Here is a 3946-nt window from a genome sequence, read left to right on the forward strand (position 1 = left end):
GGGGCAGGTCTTGTGCCTGCCCAGGGCGACCACAAGGATTCGCCCCTACATATTGGGGTATGCCACGGAAAATCCCAAAGAGCCATAGTTATAAAACAGAAAGGATCAACGATGATCGAAACACATGGTTCTCAAATGACCAGCGCGATATGCGCGCGCATGGGGCTTCAGGAATGTGAGCAGATTCACCAGGCCAGCCTGGAAATTTTACAGCGGGTAGGCATTGAAGTGCGTGATGAAAAGGCCAGGGAACTGCTGGTTAAAGGCGGGGCCAAAGCCGACGGCCTCCGCGTTTTTCTGCCCGAAGTGATGGTGGCAAAGGCGCTGGCCGTAACCCCCAAACAGATGACGCTGTGCGACCGTCGCGGCCAGGTGGCGCTGCGAGCCGGGGGATATAACACCTACTTTGGGGGCGGGTCGGATTGCCTGAACATTCTTGACCACCGCACCGGCCAGCGACGCCGGGCCGCGCTCAAAGATGTGACCGAGGCCAGTATCCTGATGGACGCCTTGCCGGAAATTGATTTTGTCATGTCGGGCTTTATGCCATCTGACGTGGACCAGAAAATTTATGACCGCTACCAGATGGAGGTCATGCTCAACAACACCACCAAACCCATTGTCTTTGTGCCGCCCGATTTTGAGGGTTGTGTGGCCGCGATTGAAATGTGCGAAATTGTGGCCGGCGGCGCGGACGCTTTTCAACAACGCCCTTTTGCTGTTTGTTACCTCAATGTCACCTCTGGGCTGATTGCCAACGCTGAAACACTGCAAAAATGTATGTACCTGGCTGAGAAGGGCCTGCCGCTGCTCTACGTTCCCTTGAATGCCGGTGGCGTGAACTCGCCGACCACCACCGCCGGATGCATGGCGACGATGAATGCGGGCACGCTGCTGGGCATTGTGCTGGCCCAATTGGTGCGGGAAGGAACTCCGGTAGCCGTGCCGGGCTGGAACGGCGGGCCGTACAATTTGCAGACAATGGTCGGCAATTATGTGCTGGCCGACGAGCAGGGGGTGGCGACCTCTATTGGCAAATATTACAATCTGCCGGTGTTTGGTTTGGGCGGCTGCACCGACTCAAAAATATTGGACCAGCAGTGCGGCCTGGAAGTGGCCTTTAGTTTGATGAGCGCCCTGATGTACGGGGCCAATCTGGTTCACGATGTGGGGTTTATGGACGCCGGGGCGCAGGGTTCGTTGGTTTTAATTACTATTGTCAACGACCAATTGGGGTTTTTACGGGCCTCAACGGCAGGGGTGCCGGTCAACAATGAAACGCTGGCTTTGGATGTAGTGGAAGAACTTGGGGCCAAAGGAAACTATTTGGCTCACGACCACACCTTGAAGCATTTCAAAAAAGCTTATTACTCTCAACTGGCCGACAAGCGCCAATACTCGCAGTGGACTCAACATGGCGCGACCAGTATGGAAGAAAGAGCCGCGCAACAGGTTGAGAAAATCTTGAACGAACATACACCGGAGCCGTTACCGGCAGATGTGCAGCGGGACATCAAAAAAATTATTGAACGCGAACAGGCGCAATTTGGCAGCCCGGAATAGAGAAGGAGATTTTTTATGCAAAACAACCATCACTTTTTTATACGAGCCCCCTGGGAATATGACCCAAACGTTGTTCCGCCGGGCCGGGCGGATGCCCACCTGGGTTTTGACACCCGCGCCCTGCACGCCGGCTTTGACCCGCGTCGGGAGATGGAATCGTTCCGCTCATTTGTGCCGCCCATTGTGCAATCAATGACCTACCCATATCAATCCTTTGACCAGATTCCCAATCCGGTCTATGGCCGCACCAGAACCCCCACCAATAGCGTGCTTGAAGAACGGCTGGCCTCGTTAGAAGGCGGCGAGGCCGCAATTACCGCCGCTTCGGGGTCGCAGGCCCTGTTCAACCTCATCTTTACCCTGACCCGGCCCGGCGATAACGTGGTTACGACCTTAAATACCTTTGGCGAGGGGTACAAACAGGCGGCCACCATCTTCCCGGAACGCTGCGGGGTCAACTTTCGTTTTGTTAAAAATCCGGCAGACCCCGCCGCGTGGGAGCAGGCGATTGATGAAAAAACCCGCCTGGTTTGGGTGGAGACGCCCAGCAATCCCACCCTATTTGTCACGGATATCGCCGCCGTCGCTAATGTGGCCCATGCGCGCGGCGTGCCGTTGATGGTGGACAATACCACCGCCACAGCCGCCCTCCAAAAACCGGTGGACTTAGGGGCAGATATTGTGCTCCTATCTATCACCAAATTTCTGTGCGGCAATGCCACGGTGCTGGGCGGCGCCGTGATTGGGCCGGAGGCCCTGGTTGAGGACATTCGCTGGAATACCACCGAATTCATCGGGGCAGTGATGCAGCCTCTGGAAACCTGGCTCACGTTACAATTTTTAGACACGCTTTCCCTGCGCATGGAGCGGCACAGCGCCAATGCCCAACAGGTGGCCGAATTTCTGGCCGACCATCCCCGGGTGAAGCGCGTCAATTATCCCGGCTTGCCGGATCATCCGCAGTATAACCTGGCCCAACGGCAGATGACGGGCGCAGGTGGCTTACTCTCTTTTGTGGTTCCTGATGGTATTCCAGGCGCTGCAAAGGTTATGGACAAATTCCAATTGGTCATCCACGCGGTTACGTTTGGCACCAGCCGGACTATCTGCATGCATCCCCCCACCATCACCCACGAGCATATGACGCCCGAAGAGCGGGCTGCTGTGGGGATAGATGACGGGCTTATCCGTCTTTCCGTGGGGCTGGAAGATTCTGCGGACATTATCGCCGATTTGAACCAGGCCCTCAATCCGTGAAAGGGTCAGCATTAATTTTGCTGAGAAATCTTTCTTGGTCAAGCCCATTTTTTACGTCAATTGACAGGTCAAGCGCCCTTTAGTATACTATCTGCCGGGAAAGAGAGATAAATTATGGAAGAGCCGCTACGGATTCTGTTAGTTGATGACCACGTTTTATTTCGCAAAGGAATTGCTTCGTTATTGAAAGGGCGGCAAAATATGGTTGTGGTTGGCGAGGCCGGCGATGGTTATGAGGCCGTGGCCCAGGCCCGCGAGACTCGCCCCGATGTTATTTTGATGGACATCAGTATGCCCCGCCAAAACGGTCTCGAAGCCACGCGCATTATCAAACAAGAAATGCCTCACATAGAAATTGTCATACTAACCGTATCGGAAGATGATGAGCATCTGTTTGAGGCCATTAAAAGCGGGGCCAAAGGATACCTGCTTAAAAAATTGGAGCCGGAACAGTTATTTAACATGCTTGAGGGCGTGCGGCAAGGCGAGGCTCCTATCTCGGGGGTTATGGCGGCCAAAATTTTACAGGAATTCAACCGGCCGGAACAAATTATCCCGAACCAGCCCGAACCGGTTGACGAGTTAACCCCCAGAGAAATTGAAGTGTTGGAAGAGATTGTCGCTGGGGCTACCAATCAAGAAATTGCCAAAACATTACAAATCACCAAAAACACGGTAAAAATTCATCTGCGAAATATTTTAGAAAAACTCCACGTGCAAAATCGGATTCAGGCGGCCGTGCATGCGGTTCGCAGGGGATTGGTTGAGGAGCCTTAAATAACTATAGCCCTCTCAGGTGTTTTATTAATCTCAGTAGATCCAAAATGTTGTTTGGAGTGGGCACTTTAATGCCTAAAAAAAACGCACTGAAGTGCGGACTACCAGCCCAAATTTGGATCTACTGAATCTCGATTTTAGCACCGGGGGGAAGGTTGGTCAATAGTTTTTGGGCTTGAGTGGGGGTGAGATTTGTGGGCATCGCCGCTCCCTCTTGTTGATTAAGTAAATCTAATCCTTTTAAAGGGATACACACCTTGCCCCAGGGCTGTTCAATGCTAAAAAAGGGTCTTCCAAAGCTAAGCATTTTGTGATAACCTATGGTTCAAATTGACCATAGGAGGCTTGA

The 3946-nt window shown here is 53.1% G+C and carries 3 protein-coding genes; all 3 read left to right on the plus strand.

Features of this window, described 5'->3' with window-relative positions:
- The first annotated feature begins 111 nt into the window (after nucleotides 1-111).
- The 3 genes from JW953_05055 (at nucleotide 112) to JW953_05065 (ending at nucleotide 3597) form a co-directional block, all read left to right on the plus strand.
- Nucleotides 112-1563, plus strand: coding sequence for a trimethylamine methyltransferase family protein (locus tag JW953_05055; protein MBN1992050.1), 1452 nt, complete (start codon nucleotides 112-114; stop codon nucleotides 1561-1563).
- Between the two features lie 15 nt (nucleotides 1564-1578).
- On the plus strand, nucleotides 1579-2820 hold the full coding sequence (locus JW953_05060; GenBank protein MBN1992051.1) for a PLP-dependent transferase: 1242 nt from the start codon (nucleotides 1579-1581) through the stop codon (nucleotides 2818-2820).
- 114 nt (nucleotides 2821-2934) lie between these two features.
- On the plus strand, nucleotides 2935-3597 hold the full coding sequence (locus JW953_05065) for a response regulator transcription factor (GenBank protein MBN1992052.1): 663 nt from the start codon (nucleotides 2935-2937) through the stop codon (nucleotides 3595-3597).
- Nucleotides 3598-3946 lie beyond the last annotated feature (349 nt).

The sequence above is a fragment of the Anaerolineae bacterium genome (assembly GCA_016931895.1).
Lineage (GTDB): Bacteria > Chloroflexota > Anaerolineae > 4572-78 > J111 > JAFGNV01.